This window comes from Lebetimonas natsushimae, assembly GCF_002335445.1.
Taxonomy (GTDB): Bacteria; Campylobacterota; Campylobacteria; order Campylobacterales; family Nautiliaceae; genus Lebetimonas; species Lebetimonas natsushimae.
In genome coordinates, this window is sequence record NZ_BDME01000001.1 from 662,380 (window position 1) to 677,371 (window position 14,992).

The following is a 14,992-nucleotide window of genomic DNA, read 5'->3' on the forward strand; positions in this document are numbered from 1 at the left end:
TTTGCTTAAACTATATTATTAATCCATAAATTATATTGATAAATCCTAAAAAAATTAAAAATAAACTGGCTTTTAAAGTAATTTTTTTACTGAAAATATAAGAATAAATAGCTTTTAAAATATTGTTACTTCCTGCAGCAATTATGATTGCACTTGCGATTTCGTTTATTGTAACTGAAAATTTTCCTGTAAGAAGTGATAAAATAAACGGGTCTATATCCGTAAATCCAACTGTAAATGAAAGAATTTTAAGTCCGATGTTTCCATAATTCAATGTTACAAATTTGGTAATTAAAATCATTAAAATAAAAAGAAGTGCAAAAACAAAAGCTGTGCCAAGTTCAAGAGGGTTTCTGTCATCAATTGGGGCCTGTATTGTGGATTCGGATTTATACAGTAAAAGTGAAATTATTATACCAATCAATGAAAATATTAAAAAAGGAACAAATAAGTTATAAAAAACAGTTTGATTAAATATAAACGCAATTACCAAAATTCTTATATACATCATTGAGGTTGCAAGAATAATAGATGAATTTATAATATTCAAAATATTTTCGTTTGCATTAATGCTGAAAGCTTTTTTTGCCAAAACAACGGTTGTGGCGGTAGATGAATAAAGCCCTCCGAAAATTCCTGTAATTAAGAATGATTTATTTTTAAAAAGAAATTTCTGGGCAATGTAACTAAAATAAGATATAGATGAAATAATTACAACTATTAGCCAGATTTTAAAAGGGGATATCTCCAAGAATTTAATTGGGGTTTTAGGTAAAACAGGTAAAATTACTGCACTTAAAAGAATAAATTTTCCAAAGGTTTCTATTTCTGTTTGATTAATTTGAGAAAAAATATTTTTTGCATGTGATTTATAATTTAAAATAAACACAATTGATACAAAAATAATTGCAACAATCCATATATTATTTGTTTTAAATAAAATACCAGAATATGAATAAACAAGGGAAATTATTAAAAAAGAAAGAATTGAAGTTCTTAAATTTTGATTTTTAAAATAATAATGGATTGCGTAAAGCAATGTTATGGAAAAAAAACCTAAAATATAGAGATTTATATTAATTTTATAAAACACAAATCCCAAAATTCCTATAAATGTTGAAGTTCGGGTGGAACCGAAATGAGGCTTTTGGATTCCCTTTGAAATTCTGTATGTTTTAAGTTCTAGTCCGGTTAAAAAGGAAAAAACCAGAACTATTAGAAAATATAACAAATCAAGTGGGATCATAATACCTCTTCATGTCTTGTTTTTCTGTAATATGCCAAAACCAATAATTTTACATTGTCATTTATCATAAACCAAGTTAACGCATATATCCATGAAAAAATCCCCCATGCCCATCCAATTGGCGTCATTAGTCCAAAACCGTATACGGCTATAATTGTACCAATTACCCTTGTTGAAAATGTTGCACCAAAAAGAATTAAACTTGGATATGGTTTTTCATAAAAATGACCTGCTATACGGGTATTGTAAATTGTTCCGTGACCTTTAATAGTGAGTTTTGCGAAAATGACGGATTGAACCCAGCTTATATAACTTTGTGGATCATTTACATTTACCCACTCAGGTATCATTGGCATAAAAAGCGGTGAATTTGGGTGATTTTTTAAATAAACCATTAAAAGATAAAAAATCAAAAAGCTGCTTATCACACCCGCAATTCCAAGATATGTGGAAAGAACCAACATTTCGTGCATTAACCATCTTACTGGTTTTTTTCTTATTTTTGTATTGTCATAAGCTATTGCGAGAATCGGGATATCATTAAGCAAGGCTAAAATAATAATCATTAAAGCCGTAAGGGGATAAAAATTAAACACAACAATAGCCAAAGTCATAAATGCAATAATTCTTATAGTCTCAGCGATTCTAAAAACGGTATAGCTTTTCATTCTCTCAAATGTAATTCTGGCTTCCTTAATTGCATCAACTATTACTTTAAGTCCGGGTGCCATAAGGATAATATCAGCAGCAGCCCTTGCCGCATCTGTTGCACCGCTTACGGCAATTCCCGTATCTGCTTTTCTAAGTGCCGGGGCGTCATTTACACCGTCTCCTGTCATACCTACGATATGGTCTGCTTTTTGAAGCTCATCCACTATAAAATATTTATCTTCTGGAAATACTTCTGCAAATCCGTTTGCTTCTTCTATTATTTTTATAATTTCACTTTCATGTCTTTTAACTGAACCTTTTACCAGTTTTTTAGATTTTTCTATTTCTTCTTTAACTAGTTTTACTACTTCTTTTACTTTTTGATTGATTTCTTCTTCACTTAGATTAAGAGTTTTCAAAAGCGCTTTTGAAATAACTTCAGCTAATATTACATATTCATCATTTTTTTCGTTTTTAAGTTCCCTGATTGAATAAATGTTTTCGCCAATACCCAGAATTTTGGCTATGTATTTTGCAACGGCCACATTGTCGCCTGTGACCATTTTAACTTCCACGCCTTTTGATTTTGCTTCTTCGATTGCCTCTTTGCTGTCAACCCGAGGCGGGTCAAACAGAGGAATAAGACCTATAAAATTAAATGCATTTTCTTCTTTTAATTTATATGCGACTCCCAGTGTTCTAAATCCGTCCTGGGCAAATTCTTCCACTTTATTGTATGCTTTTTGCTTTTCTGAATTAGTTAAATTGCACATTTCTATAATCACCTGAGGGGCACCCTTTGTGACTATCATTTCTTTATTTTCTATTTTTATATACGCCTCGGTTCTTTTCCTGACAGGATCAAACGGGATAAATTTGATAAGTTCAAATTTCGGAATTTGAAGATTATGTTTTTCGGCCCATTCAAAAATAGGTTTTTCTATAGGGTCGTTATTTTCTTTTTTACTGGCCAAAACTGCATAAAGAATAACTTCTTCTTGTTTTTTCCCATCTTCAGCATAAATATCACCGACTGTCATTTTATTTTGTGTAAGAGTTCCAGTTTTGTCCGAACACAATACATCCATTCCGGCCATTTCCTCAATAGCCGCAAGTCTTGAAACAATTGCCTGTTTTTTGGCAAGATTAAGAGCTCCTACCGCCATTACTACTGTTAAAACTGTTGGAAGTGCCACAGGAATTGCGGCAACTGTTAGAACGAGTGAGAATTCGAGTAAATCAAAAATAGGGTCTCCTCTTTTGATACCTGCAAAAATAATAATTGCTACTAAAAACACAGTAATAATAATTAAAAAGTTTCCGACTTTTATTACCATTTGTTGGAAATGGCTTCTTTGTTTTTCCTGGGCTTTTGCAACAAGTTTTACTGTTTTTCCAAAATATGTGTTAAGTCCTGTTCCGACAACAATTGCAATCATTTCACCTTGTTTTACGATTGAGTTTGAATACGCTGCGTCTCCGGGTTTTTTATTTACAGGCAGACTCTCACCCGTTAGGGCGGATTGGTCAACTGAAATATAATCGCCCCCGCCGGCTAATTTTACATCAGCTGGGATAATATCTCCTATTTTTATTTTTATAATATCCCCTGGAACCAGTTCTTTTGCCAGAATCTCCTGCCATTTTCCATCTCTTAAAACAAGAGCTTTTCTGGCGAGTTTTTTCTTTAATACCTCAATAGCATTTAAGGCTTTATGTTCCTGGTAAAAGTCAAGTCCGGCATTTACAAAAAGCATTATCATAATAATGGTAAAATCTTCCCATTTATGAACAAGTGCACTTAAAATTGCCGCAATTTCAATCATCCATGGAATCGGTCCCCAAAATCTCCTAAATATTCTGTGCCACAGCGGCTCTTTATACTCAGGTATTTCATTAAGACCGTATTTTTGAAGTCTTTTTTTAGCTTCTTCGCTATTTAAACCTTTTTGTAAATCGGTTTCAAATTTTTTGAGAGTTTCTTCAATACTTAAATTTTTTACTTCATCAACCGGTATAGCCATTTTATTTTACCCTCCTTAACACTCTGTCAATTGCTTCTGAGAAAGTCGGATGAGGAAATACTGCTTTTTGCAATATGTCTTTATCCATTTCACCTGCTAAGGCAGCACTTATTATTCCGATAATTTCCTCAGCATTTGGAGCAAAAATTTCAGCTCCGTTTATAAAGTTTTCTTCATCTGTATATAAAATTACCATTCCGTTATCGCTGTTTAATACAGCCCCGCTGATTCCAAGACGGTTTAGTGTAAATATTGTTTTTTTACCTTCCATTTTACCTGCAGCTGCATAACTTAGAGGCATTGTATAGATAAATTTTGGAATATTATCAAGGTTTAGTTTTTCTTTTTTGCCTAAAATCTGATTTGCTACGTTAAGAGCCTGGGCTCTTGCGGCGTGGGCTAGCATTAATTTTGCATTTACATCACCTATTGCAAAAACGTTTTGCATAGAAGTTTCAAAATAATCATTCGTATCAATTCCTTTTGAAATTTTGATTTTATTAGTCTTTATTGCCCATGTATTTGGAATTCTTCCAGTTGCTACTAAAAGCATATCTGCAGTTAGTTTTCCGTTATTGGTTTCCATTTCCACTTTTTTGTTTACGGTTGCTTTTGTTATGGAAGTGTTGGCAACTAAATTGACCCCGATTGATTTTAACTGCTCTTCCATTTTTTCTACAATTTCAGAAGCTATTTTTTTTGAAATATGTTCATGTCTATAAATTAAATCAACTTTGCTTCCAAGTGCGGTAAAATATCCCGCAAATTCTAGCCCAATCGGACCGCTTCCGTAAATTGCAATGTGTTTTGGTAAGTTAGTTAAAGAAAAAACATCTTTTGAAGTTATTATTTTTTTGTTGTCAACTTCTATTCCTTCAGGAATTCTCGGATGAGAACCTGTCCCGATTATTATATATTTGGCCTGCAGTGTTTCCCCGTTTACTTCAACTCCGTCATCCGTAACATATCCTGTGCCTTCAATTATCTCAACTCCTGCCGCTTTTAACTGCATTAAAACGCCGTTTGTATTTTTTTTAATTTTCTCAAATGTTTTATTCAAAAGTTTATCTACATTAATTTTTGCTTTTTGTGTAAATACATCTTCACTTGATTCTAAAACTGTTTTGGCACGATGGAGCAGGTTTTTAGAAGGAATACATCCCAAATGAAGGCAGTTTCCCCCTAAAAAATTTAAATCTTTTTCTATTAAAGTGACTTTTTTCCCAGCTTTTGCCAAAACAACAGCGGCAGCATAATTCAACCCTCCACCAAGGCATATAACATCTCTCATTGTATCTCCTTAATTTCAACTTTCAAATCATTGACAAATTTTGCCGCTTGAGTCCCATTTATAATTCTGTGGTCAAATGTAAAAGTAACTTTCATTTTTCCGTCAATTAAACTTCCAACTGCCATAATTCCGGCATCTTTATCATTAATAAGTGCAGTAAATCTTTTGACTTTAAACATTCCAAGATTGCTTAAGCCAAAAGTTGAACCAGTCAAATCTTCAATTGTTAATCTTTTAGTTTTTATTTCTTTTAGCCAATCATTTATTTCGGCTAAGCTTTTATCTTCTGCATTTTTAATAACGCACATAAAAAGTCCGTCATCTCTTGCTACGGCCACTGAAATATTAGAAGAAGGGTAGGTTAAAAGTTTATTTTCTTTTAATATACTTCGTGTTAATGGATTTTTTTGCATTGTATTTGCTAATGCTTTTATTAAATATGCAGTTAGTTTATATTCTCCTTTTTGTAAAGATATTTCATCAAACATAAAAAAAGTTGGTTTAGTTATGGAATTTTCGACATTTTTAACAACGGCTAACTGATTGGGGCTAAGTTTTGTAATTTTAGCAATGTTATTTTCTTTTATATAATTTAAAACTTCGTTTTCTCTTATTTTATGGTTTAGTTTAAAGTTTTCTATATCAATATTATATTCTTTAATAAGTTTTGCCGCTTTTTTTGTAAAATATCGGTTTATTAAATATTCGTCAATATCTTTTTCGTGTGCCGGTTTAGCAAGAGCATTTTCGTTTTGTAGTTTTTCTATGTCGATATTGAATTTTTTAGCTTTTTGTTTAGCTGCAGGAGAAGCATTTCCTGAAATTGATTTTTCGGTTGAAGAAGTCAATTCAGAGATTAATTTGTCAATATCTATTTCTTCTTTTTTTTCCGGTGCTTTTTTTAATTTTTCATTTTTTAATTTTCCATTCTCCATTTTCAATTTTACATTGTCTTTTTCACTTTTCACTTTCAATTTTTCATTATTTTTTGCTTCAGTTTCAATTACGGCAATAACGCTTTTTACCGGAACTTCCTCACCAACACCAGCTAAAATTTTTTTAACTTTTCCGTTTACAAAACTTTCAATATCCATTGTTGCTTTATCGCTTTCCACTTCAACTAGTTTATTGCCTTTTTTTACAAAATCCCCCTCTTTTACATACCATTTGATAATTTTACCTTTATCCATTGTATCGGAGAGTATTGGCATTGTTACTTTATATTCCATTTTCGGCCTTCCATTTAAGGATTTTTGTTACAATCTTATCCGGAGTAGGGATAGAAGCAAGTTCTAGTTTTCTATTGTATGGAATCGGTACATCCTCTCCTGCAATTCTAAGAATTGGAGCGTCTAAATCGTAAAAACAATTTTCCATAATTTGAGCAGCTATTTCAGCTCCCATTCCACCTGTTTTATGGTCTTCTTCCACAATTACGCATTTTTTGGTTTTTTTAATGGACTTGGCAATTGTTTCAATATCAATTGGACGAAGTGAATTTAAATCAATAATCTCCGCATCAATTCCGGCTTTTGCAAGTTCCTTTTCAGCCTCTATTACATCGTATCTCATTTTAAAATAAGTTACAATTGTCAAATCTTTTCCTTCTTTTACGATTTCCGCCTTAAAAGGATTAAAATCTTTAACTTCCCTAAATTCCATATCTACAGGATATAGCAGTTCATGTTCAAGAAAAATTACCGGGTCGTTGCTGAAAATTGCCCACTTCAAAGCATGATAAGCATAAGTCGCGTTGCTTGCGCATAAAACATAAAGTCCGGGAACAGAGCTAAGCATTGTTTCATAATTTTCGCTGTGCTGTGCGGCAAGCTGGCGTGAAACACCTCCTGCCATTCTGATGGTAAGAGGCAGAGTTATTTTCCCTCCGCTCATATATCTGAGTTTACTTGCATGATTTATTATCTGGTCAAAAGCTAAAAGTGAAAAATTTTCTGTCATAATTTCTGCAATAGGTCTTAATCCTCCTATTGCCATACCTATTGCGTTTCCCACAATGCTAAGTTCTGCAATAGGAGTATCTATTACTCTTTTTTCCCCGTATTTGCTTATAAGTCCTTCACTTACCCTATAGCTTCCCCCGTATCTTCCTACATCTTCGCCTAAAATTACAACACTTTCGTCTTTTTCCATTGCTTCATCAATAGCCCTGTTTAACGCCTCACGATACAACATTTTCACACTCCTTGCAATATACATCCGTATGTAATTCTTCAATTTCCGGTTCAGGGGAATTTGCCGCAAATTCCACAGCTTCAGCTATTTCTTTTTCTATTTTTTTATCTGTTTCATCAAAAAACTCTTTTTCCACAATACCAAGTTTTAATGCTTTGTTTTTAAGATTTTCAATTGGGTCCCTTCTTTTGAAAATTTCCATCTCTTCTTCGCTTCTGTATTTTCCATTGTCACTCATAGAGTGTCCCTCAAATCTGTATGTTTCAGCCTCTATAAAATACGGACCAAGCCCGTTTTCAATATATTCTTTTGCTTTCATAACTTCATTATAAACCTCAAATACATCCATTCCGTTAATTCTTACACTTGGCATATAATTTTTTGCCTTGTTGTAAAGTTCTTCAAAAGGAGAGACCCATCCGATTCTTGTTCCTATGGCATAATAATTATTTTCTATAAAAAATATAATAGGAAGTTTCCAGGCGGCTGCTAAATTTATGCTTTCAAAAAAAGCGCCCCCGTTTGTGGCTCCGTCTCCTCCTATTGCAAAAACTCCCGCATTTTCGCCTTCTAGTTTTCTGGCATATGCGCATCCCACAGCCATAGGAAACTGACCTCCTACTATTGCATCACCACCGTAAAAACTTAAGTTTGGCTCAAAAAGGTGCATACTACCGCCTTTTCCTTTACTTATACCTGTTTTTTTGCCAAAAAGCTCAGCCATAATAACTTTAGGGTCCATTCCCCTTGCAATTGCTAAAACATGCTCTCTGTAATGGGTAAAAACGTCCCCTTTGTCAAAAGCCTGCATTGTCCCAACACTTACAGCTTCCTGACCGATGTCAAGATGTAAAAATCCAGCAATATTTCCTTTCATATACTCTTCTTTTGCCGCTTCTTCAAATCTGCGGCCAAGTTTCATAAGATAATAAAATGTTTTAACTTCACTAGCCTTCATTGCTAAACTCCTTTATTGCATCAAGCAGAGGTATCATATACATAAGCGCAGGGCCCCCGTGCATTAATACAGCCTGAAATCCTGCATCCAAAATTTCATCTTTGCTGGCTCCGAGTTGTATTGCATTTTTTGTATGAAAGGCTATACACCATTCACACTGCGCTGCAACTGCAAGGGCAACATTTATAAGCTCTTTATTTTTAGCGCTTATTGCAGAATCCTTTTCTGCCCTTTGCAGAAAATTTAAAAAAGCTTGAATTTCTTCAGGTTTATTATTTTTAAGTTCTTCCAATAATTCTCCAATTTGCTGAAGTTTTTCTTTCATTTTCCACCCCTTAAAAGTTTTATATATTGTAACTCTTTAAACTTAATATATTCTTAATTTTGATAAAATAATAAAAAGGATTGAATTGAAAAAAATTATTATTTTAATTTCGTTAATTTTTAATATAATCTTTGCTTACACTTTTAATCAAGAAAAAAATTTTTCCACTAAATCACCTTATTGTTTAGATAAATTCAAATTTATTTTAAACATTTCTAAACTTCAGGCACCTAAAAGTAAATTTGATTCTGAATATTCTACTTATTATGGAAAATTTGAAGGAATTTATAATAAATATTTTTACTTGGAAAATAATAACTATATGACTTTTTATATATGTGAAAAGAATGAAAATGAACACAGAAGAAGCGAGCTTAGATTTAGGAATGATTTTAAAGTCAGTGAAAATCACTATTTAAAGGTAAGGGTGAAAATTTTGCCTTTAAATGAAAAAAAGGAATTTACTTTTTTACAGATTCATGCAGATGCTCATTACGACAATACTCCTAATAAGCCACTTTTAAGAGTGATATGGAGGAAAGAATACAATGGTTTGAAAGATCATTTATGGGTAATTATAAGAGATAGTAATGAAAATAATGTAGAATATTTAAAAATCGATTTAGGAAAAAGACCTGAGAATTTTTTTAATATCGTTGTTAAAGTTAAAGAATCAAAACTTTATGTTTTTTTAAATGGTAAGAAAAAAGTTGGTATTGATGTAAGTTTTTGGAAAAAATATAATAACTATTTTAAAGCAGGGGTTTATTTGCAGGGAAGGGGATGTGCAAAAGTGTTGTTTGATAAGTTATGGATTAAATAATTATAAAATTTTCACCGCTTCTTCAAGAGAAGTAAAAAATAATTTATTTTCTTTTTGAAGATATTCAATCGCTTCGGTAAAACTTTCATTTCCGAGTAAAATCGGGATATATTTATCACTGTCTAATATTTTTACAACAGAAAGGGCATCCGTCATAAATTGGGGAGTAATAATTATAAAAATTAAATCAGCCAAATCTTTTACAATTTCAAGGGTGTCTTTGTATCTTTTGCTTGTTGCATCACCTATTATATCAATCGGATTATTATGAGACCAGGTGGGAGGTAAAACTTTGTTTAATTTTTCAAAGGTTTTACTGTCAAGCTTTTTAATTTTTGCTTTTTGAGATACTAAATCTGTAAGAATTGTACCGGGCCCTCCCGCATTTGTAACAATTATTATTTCTTTTGCACTAAATTTTGGTGAAAAAATCAGGCTTTCAACTGAATCTTTAAAAATCGCCCCTGCATTTTCACTTAATATTTTAAACATTTCAAAATTACCCGCCAGATTACCGGTGTGTGAAAATGCCGCTTTTTTTGCAGCTTCGCTTTTTCCAGCTTTAAAGACAAAAATTTCTTTTTTTGAATTTCTGATAGCCTTTAAAAATTCTTTTCCGTATTGTATGCCTTCGGCATAAATGGATATTGTTTTACAGCTTTTTTGATTGTTAAGTTCATTTATGGCATTTGCAAAGTTAAAATCCGCCATGTTTCCCATGGAAATAATATGTGAAAAACCTATTTTATAAGCTGCCGCTTTATCCATTATTGCGGTTAAAACCGCCCCTGATTGTGAAATAATACCTATATCTCCTTTAAACACAGAGCTTTTTGCAAAAGTTAGATTTAAATTTTTATCCCCGTTATATATTCCGAGACAGTTTGGCCCTACAATGTTTAACTCATATTTAAGGGCTAATTCTTTTAATTTTTTTTCTCCTTCTATATTTCCCGCTTCTTTAAATCCGGCAGAAATAATTACAAAATTTTTACAGCCTTTTTTTGCCATTTTTTCAACTGTCTCTAAGACAAACTGGGTAGGAATTGCAATTACGGATGTGTCTATATGAGGCAGTTCATCAATAGAATGATGAACTTTTTTGTTAAACAGTGTATTTAAATGTGGGTTTACAAAATAAATATTTGCACTAGAATTTAAGGAATTTTTGGCAATTGCGTACCCCACTTTTTCTTTTTTATCTGTTGCTCCAAATATTGCTATATTTTCATTTTGAAATATTGAATGTGTTTTGGGATAAAAGATTTTTTTATTTTTTTTGCCTTCTTTAATTCTTATGTCAACTGCATATGCCCCTTTTTCATTTACAATCAAAGGATTAATATCGAATTCTGTAATCTCTTCGTTGTTAAACATAAGCTGGAGATTTTTAATTACATCGATTACTGCTTTTAAATTATATTTTTTGCCCCTGAATTCCGGGAAAATTTTTGATATTTTTGTTTTTTTAATGGCTTTTATTATTTCTTCTTCATTTGCGTTTGTATCAATGTATGTTATATCCTTTTCAATTTCAACTAAAATTCCACCTTTTCCAAAAATTAAAACTTCTTCAAAAATTTCATTAAATTTACCCCCTATAATTAATTCAATTCCTTTAACTTCTTCTTGAATAAGAAAATTAGTGTTTTCATTAACTTCAATATTATGTTTTTTAAGATTGTCTAAAATAATATCTTTTGCCTTGTTTAATTCATCATTATTTAAAATATTTGTAATTACACCTCCAACTTCACTTTTATGAATAGGCAAATCTATTTTTAAAACGCAGGGAAATATGTCAAATCCAAGGGTTTCATTGATTTTTATTCTTTTTTCTTTCGGAGTTGGAATTTTATATTTTTGTATTAAGTTCATGTTATTCCTTTCCCATTAGAGGATATGCCAGTTTTAAAAGTTTTTCATCAAGTCTGTAAGTAGAATTTTCAATTTCTTCCAAATCCCTTAAAACAAATTTATCATCATAGTATGTAACAATTTTATTTGGAGTTTTTTCTATATTATCAAGTGCGTTTACTATAAATTCACTGGCTCTGAGTCTCTCTATTACTGTTGGTGCTCCTCCTCTTTGTATATGTCCCAATACGGTAAGTCTTGATTCAAATCCGATTTCACTATCAAACCATTCTTTTATTTTAGCACTTATCTTAAGTCCCTCAGCAACAATTGCTATAAAATAATCCCTTCCTTCTTTAATTTCTTTCAAATATCTTTTTTTAAGATTTTTAAGATTAAATTCAACCTCCGGGATTAAGCACATTTCAGCCCCATTTGCAATGGCACTAACAAGTGCTAAATATCCGCATTCCCTGCCCATTGTTTCTATTACAAAAGCTCTGCTAAAAGAACTTGCTGTATCCCTTATATCATCAACTGCTTCTCTAATTATATTCAGTGCTGTATCAACTCCAATGGAATATTCATTTAATGCTATATCATTATCAATTGTTGCCGGGATTCCCATAAAAGGAATTTTAAATTCATTATAAAATACTTTCAAAGCCCTGAAACTTCCATCACCTCCTAAAATGATAAGTGCATCAATATTGTGTTTTTTTAAATTTTCATAAGCGGTTTTTCTGTAATTTTTATCATACCATCTTTTTGAACGGCTAGATTTAATAATAGTCCCACCTCTGTAAATAATTCCGCTTACATCTTTATATGTAGCTTTTTTAATCTTTCCATCAATCAACCCTTCAAGTCCCCTGTAGATAAAATACGGTGTATATCCTTTTTCATATGAATATTCGACAAATTTTTTTATTGCGTTATTCATTCCGCTTGAATCGCCTCCACTTGTTAATATTGCTATATTCATTATTTCTCCTTGTATAATTTTTATTATCAATTTTACATTATTCATTCTACATTTTACATTTTTTATAGCTTATCCGCATAATAACTGCTTCTAACGAGTTCTCCGCTTACAACAGCACTAAATCCCAAACTTAATGCCAAATTTTCTAATTCTTTAAATTCTTCTTTTGAATAATATTTTTTAACCGGATAATGACGGGGCGAGGGCTGTAAATATTGACCGATTGTAATTTGACTCACACCTGCGCTTTTTAGATCAATAAGAGTTTTTTCAATATCTTTAAAGCTTTCCCCAAATCCTACAATAAGAGATGATTTTGTAATTTTAAATTTTGAATAATATTCTAAAACTTTTAGAGATAATTCATAGGATGATTTTGGTTTCAATCTTTTATGAAGCTTCTTAACTGTTTCAATGTTATGAGCTAATTTATATGCGGGAGATGAAACTAATAAATTAAGAGCATTTATATCCCCCTGAAAATCGGGAGTCAGTGCTTCTATTTTTGTATCTGGATTAATTTCATTTACTTTTTCAATTACCCTGCGCCAGTGATTGCTTCCGAAATCTTTCAAATCGTCTCTGTCAACCGAGGTTATTACCACATATTTTAGTTTCATATCCTTTACTGCATTTGCTATTTTTATTGGTTCTTTTTCATCAATTTTTAACGGTTTTCCTTTGTTAACTCCGCAAAATCTGCAGTTTCTTGTGCATACATTTCCTAAAATCATAAATGTTGCGGTGCCTCTTGCAAAGCATTCGCTGATGTTTGGGCATTTTGAAGAATAACAAACCGTATTAATTCCATATTTATCAATTATATTTTTTGTAACTGAAATTACTTCTTTACTCGGTGCTAATACTTTAGGTTTCATAAAATACTTCTTTTATTGTTTTTTTTAGTTCTTTTTTGGCTTCTTCCATTGAAATATTAATTCCTTCATTTTCAAATGAAGTGGCAGTAATTCCTTTTAAATTACACGGGTTTATTTTATTGAAATTTTTAAGGTTTGGAGAAATATGAATGGAAACTCCATGGTTTGAACGATTTTTTTCATAATGAAAGCCAAGAGAGGCAATTTTTCTGTTTTCAATATAATACCCCGGTTTTTCTTTATCATAAAAAATTTCAGAATTTAAATTTTTAAAAAAATTATCAAAAATTCTTCTAACTTTTCTAAAAAAGAGAGGAGGGCTTTTTACATTAAAAATAAAATAAACCATTAAAGTACCCTCATCAAAATAAGTAATACTTCCCCCTCTTTTAACAGGAATGGCAAAAGGAAAATTTTTTGCAGCGTTTGTTCCGACTGTATAGACTGGATAATGGGTTGCAAAGAACAAGAAATTTTGATTTAGTGGAGTTAATTTTTCCTGAATTAATAAAAATTTATTATATTCTATAAGTCCCAAATCTTTAAAATTTATTTCTGAGAATTGTTTTTCCAATTTCAACCCCCGGCTGATTATATGTATTTATTTCTAAAAGCCCCCCGATTGCACTTGTCAGAATTTCATAGTACATTATCAATTCTCCAATGTTTTCAAGTGTCAGTTTATCCATTATGATTTCATCAATAGGATATTCTTTTGCCAGGAGGGCTTCTTTTGTAGATTCACATTCTTTATTTATCAGCTCTTCAAAAGTTCTTCCGTTTACAAAATCGGTAACTTCAAGATGAGGCAAATTGATATTTGGTATTTTTAAATTAATTTCAAAATTGTCTATTTTTAAAAAAGTAATTGTTTTATGTCCCATCCCTTCCATTAAAAGCTGTAAGAAAGAGTGCTGGTCTATTGAACCTATATGACCTACCGGCATTATTTCTTTTCCGTTTTTTCCAAGAGATTCTCCAAAAAGCTGAACATACCATTCTTTAAAAGCATTAAGTATAGTAGCATAAGCAAATAAAACATTTATCGGATAAATTTTGTAATTTCTTGCATAAAAAGCTGCTTTTTTTAATAAATGTTCTTCTTTTTTTTCAAAAAATCTGTCTCTGAAATTTTTTGCCCCTTCTAGAATTTGTAATATATCTATACCCGCAGCTTTTAATGGTATCATTCCAACAGCACTTAAAACTGAAAATCTTCCACCTACGTTTTTTGGAATATTAAAAATTTCTAAGTTCCATTCTGTTGCAAATTTTTCAAGCGGGGAATTTGAATCAGTTATTACTTTTAAATTTTTTGACCCTTTTGTCAGGTTAAAATGTTTTATTACTTTCTTGAAAATGGAAATTGTTTCAATGGTTTTTCCGGATTTTGAAATTACAAAAAAGAGAGGCTTGGTTATTTGTTTAAATTTTGCATATAAATCAATAGGATCCGGATTTTCAAGAAAAATAATTTTTTTGGTTTTATATTTGTTTTTTGTCATTTCAAATATTGCTTTAGAACCAAGCGAACTTCCTCCGATTCCTATAATTACAATTTCATTATAGTCTGTGTTAAATTCAATATTTTTAAATTTTTTAGAAGTTTCAGGCAGGTGATAATAACCAATCTCACCGCTTTCATATTCGTTGGAAACTTTATCATAAGCTTCCTTCTCAGCTTTTTTATTTTCATATTCAAAATATAATTCATATTTCATTGAATAATCCTTCAATTGAGTAATTTTAAATAATTATATC

The 14,992-nt window shown here is 31.2% G+C and carries 13 protein-coding genes; 1 reads left to right on the forward strand and 12 read right to left on the reverse strand.

The annotated features are described in order from the left end of the window. Nucleotides 1-10 precede the first annotated feature (10 nt). Genes LNAT_RS03745 through LNAT_RS03775 form a run of 7 tightly spaced genes read right to left on the reverse strand, consistent with a single transcriptional unit; the run spans nucleotide 11 to nucleotide 8,688 of the window. Nucleotides 11-1,246, reverse strand: a complete 1,236-nt coding sequence (locus LNAT_RS03745) for an MgtC/SapB family protein (protein WP_172413491.1) — start codon at nucleotides 1,244-1,246, stop codon at nucleotides 11-13. Continuing rightward, nucleotides 1,243-3,921 carry a plasma-membrane proton-efflux P-type ATPase gene (locus LNAT_RS03750; RefSeq protein ID WP_096258577.1) on the reverse strand — a complete coding sequence of 893 codons (2,679 nt, stop codon included), beginning with the start codon at nucleotides 3,919-3,921 and terminating at the stop codon, nucleotides 1,243-1,245. The genes LNAT_RS03745 and LNAT_RS03750 overlap by 4 nt, the downstream gene beginning before the upstream one ends. 1 nt (nucleotide 3,922) lies before the next feature. Next, nucleotides 3,923-5,212: a dihydrolipoyl dehydrogenase family protein gene (locus LNAT_RS03755; RefSeq protein ID WP_096258578.1), complete on the reverse strand. Its 1,290-nt coding sequence runs from the start codon at nucleotides 5,210-5,212 to the stop codon at nucleotides 3,923-3,925. Then, nucleotides 5,209-6,441 (reverse strand): dihydrolipoamide acetyltransferase family protein, encoded by a 1,233-nt coding sequence (locus LNAT_RS03760; RefSeq protein ID WP_096258579.1) that lies wholly within the window; start codon nucleotides 6,439-6,441, stop codon nucleotides 5,209-5,211. Before LNAT_RS03760 ends, LNAT_RS03755 begins: the two co-directional genes overlap by 4 nt. Further along, nucleotides 6,431-7,405, reverse strand: coding sequence for an alpha-ketoacid dehydrogenase subunit beta (locus LNAT_RS03765; protein ID WP_096258580.1), 975 nt, complete (start codon nucleotides 7,403-7,405; stop codon nucleotides 6,431-6,433). The genes LNAT_RS03760 and LNAT_RS03765 overlap by 11 nt, the downstream gene beginning before the upstream one ends. Further along, nucleotides 7,392-8,363 carry a thiamine pyrophosphate-dependent dehydrogenase E1 component subunit alpha gene (locus LNAT_RS03770; RefSeq protein ID WP_096258581.1) on the reverse strand — a complete coding sequence of 324 codons (972 nt, stop codon included), beginning with the start codon at nucleotides 8,361-8,363 and terminating at the stop codon, nucleotides 7,392-7,394. The genes LNAT_RS03765 and LNAT_RS03770 overlap by 14 nt, the downstream gene beginning before the upstream one ends. After that, nucleotides 8,353-8,688 carry a carboxymuconolactone decarboxylase family protein gene (locus LNAT_RS03775; RefSeq protein WP_096258582.1) on the reverse strand — a complete coding sequence of 112 codons (336 nt, stop codon included), beginning with the start codon at nucleotides 8,686-8,688 and terminating at the stop codon, nucleotides 8,353-8,355. The genes LNAT_RS03770 and LNAT_RS03775 overlap by 11 nt, the downstream gene beginning before the upstream one ends. Before the next feature lie 85 nt (nucleotides 8,689-8,773). Here LNAT_RS03775 and LNAT_RS03780 point away from each other — a divergent pair, with 85 nt between their 5' ends. Next, nucleotides 8,774-9,511, forward strand: coding sequence for a polysaccharide lyase family 7 protein (locus LNAT_RS03780; protein WP_238593981.1), 738 nt, complete (start codon nucleotides 8,774-8,776; stop codon nucleotides 9,509-9,511). Here the strand turns inward: LNAT_RS03780 and LNAT_RS03785 are convergent, their stop codons facing one another. The 5 genes from LNAT_RS03785 to LNAT_RS03805 form a co-directional block, all read right to left on the reverse strand. After that, nucleotides 9,512-11,389, reverse strand: a complete 1,878-nt coding sequence (locus tag LNAT_RS03785; RefSeq protein ID WP_096258583.1) for an acetate--CoA ligase family protein — start codon at nucleotides 11,387-11,389, stop codon at nucleotides 9,512-9,514. 1 nt (nucleotide 11,390) lies between these two features. After that, nucleotides 11,391-12,353: a 6-phosphofructokinase gene (locus LNAT_RS03790; protein WP_172413492.1), complete on the reverse strand. Its 963-nt coding sequence runs from the start codon at nucleotides 12,351-12,353 to the stop codon at nucleotides 11,391-11,393. Between the two features lie 62 nt (nucleotides 12,354-12,415). Further along, the gene (gene lipA, locus LNAT_RS03795; protein ID WP_096258584.1) at nucleotides 12,416-13,231 is read right to left on the reverse strand and encodes a lipoyl synthase; all 816 of its coding nucleotides are present in this window, start codon (nucleotides 13,229-13,231) and stop codon (nucleotides 12,416-12,418) included. Beyond that, nucleotides 13,221-13,805 carry a lipoyl protein ligase domain-containing protein gene (locus LNAT_RS03800; protein WP_096258585.1) on the reverse strand — a complete coding sequence of 195 codons (585 nt, stop codon included), beginning with the start codon at nucleotides 13,803-13,805 and terminating at the stop codon, nucleotides 13,221-13,223. Before LNAT_RS03800 ends, lipA begins: the two co-directional genes overlap by 11 nt. After that, nucleotides 13,774-14,952, reverse strand: coding sequence for a glucose-6-phosphate isomerase (locus tag LNAT_RS03805; protein ID WP_096258586.1), 1,179 nt, complete (start codon nucleotides 14,950-14,952; stop codon nucleotides 13,774-13,776). Before LNAT_RS03805 ends, LNAT_RS03800 begins: the two co-directional genes overlap by 32 nt. Nucleotides 14,953-14,992 lie beyond the last annotated feature (40 nt).

What these genes read in the sequence shown, in the direction of transcription:
- LNAT_RS03770 (WP_096258581.1), bottom strand. Translation starts at nt 8,363, where the DNA reads ATGAAGGCTAGTGAAGTTAAAACATTTTATTATCTTATGAAACTTGGC.
- lipA (WP_096258584.1), bottom strand. Translation starts at nt 13,231, where the DNA reads ATGAAACCTAAAGTATTAGCACCGAGTAAAGAAGTAATTTCAGTTACA.
- LNAT_RS03755 (WP_096258578.1), bottom strand. Translation starts at nt 5,212, where the DNA reads ATGAGAGATGTTATATGCCTTGGTGGAGGGTTGAATTATGCTGCCGCT.
- LNAT_RS03750 (WP_096258577.1), bottom strand. Translation starts at nt 3,921, where the DNA reads ATGGCTATACCGGTTGATGAAGTAAAAAATTTAAGTATTGAAGAAACT.
- LNAT_RS03785 (WP_096258583.1), bottom strand. Translation starts at nt 11,389, where the DNA reads ATGAACTTAATACAAAAATATAAAATTCCAACTCCGAAAGAAAAAAGA.
- LNAT_RS03805 (WP_096258586.1), bottom strand. Translation starts at nt 14,952, where the DNA reads ATGAAATATGAATTATATTTTGAATATGAAAATAAAAAAGCTGAGAAG.
- LNAT_RS03790 (WP_172413492.1), bottom strand. Translation starts at nt 12,353, where the DNA reads ATGAATATAGCAATATTAACAAGTGGAGGCGATTCAAGCGGAATGAAT.
- LNAT_RS03745 (WP_172413491.1), bottom strand. Translation starts at nt 1,246, where the DNA reads ATGATCCCACTTGATTTGTTATATTTTCTAATAGTTCTGGTTTTTTCC.
- LNAT_RS03760 (WP_096258579.1), bottom strand. Translation starts at nt 6,441, where the DNA reads ATGGAATATAAAGTAACAATGCCAATACTCTCCGATACAATGGATAAA.
- LNAT_RS03775 (WP_096258582.1), bottom strand. Translation starts at nt 8,688, where the DNA reads ATGAAAGAAAAACTTCAGCAAATTGGAGAATTATTGGAAGAACTTAAA.
- LNAT_RS03765 (WP_096258580.1), bottom strand. Translation starts at nt 7,405, where the DNA reads ATGTTGTATCGTGAGGCGTTAAACAGGGCTATTGATGAAGCAATGGAA.